The organism is Deinococcus pimensis DSM 21231 (genome assembly GCF_000519345.1).
Classification (GTDB): domain Bacteria; phylum Deinococcota; class Deinococci; order Deinococcales; family Deinococcaceae; genus Deinococcus_A; species Deinococcus_A pimensis.
The window spans coordinates 20096-20384 of sequence record NZ_KI912652.1 but is presented as its reverse complement, the minus strand read 5'-3'; the positions used below and the strand labels follow the sequence as shown (position 1 = coordinate 20384).

General features: G+C 72.7%; 1 protein-coding gene. It reads left to right on the top strand.

Going from position 1 to position 289, the window contains the following annotated elements; all coding sequences use genetic code 11:
• Nucleotides 1-289, top strand: a 289-nt coding sequence (locus tag DEIPI_RS31260; protein ID WP_045234366.1) for an aminopeptidase, incomplete at both ends; no start/stop codon positions are given.

The following is a 289-nucleotide window of genomic DNA, read 5'->3' as shown; positions in this document are numbered from 1 at the left end:
TGCTGACGCGCCTGCTCGACACGGACGAGGGCGCGCGCCGTCTCGGGGAGGTGGCGCTCGTCCCGGCGAGCGCCCCCGTCGCGCGGACGAACCTGCTGTTCCTCAACACCCTGTACGACGAGAACGCCGCGAGCCACATCGCGCTGGGCCGCGCGTACCCCTTCAACCTGCGCGGCGCGCAGGGCATGTCGCGTGAGGAGGTCGCGGCGGCGGGCCTCAACGACAGCGTGATCCACGAGGACTGGATGATCGGCAGCGCCGAGGTGGACGTGGACGGCGTGTCGGCGGG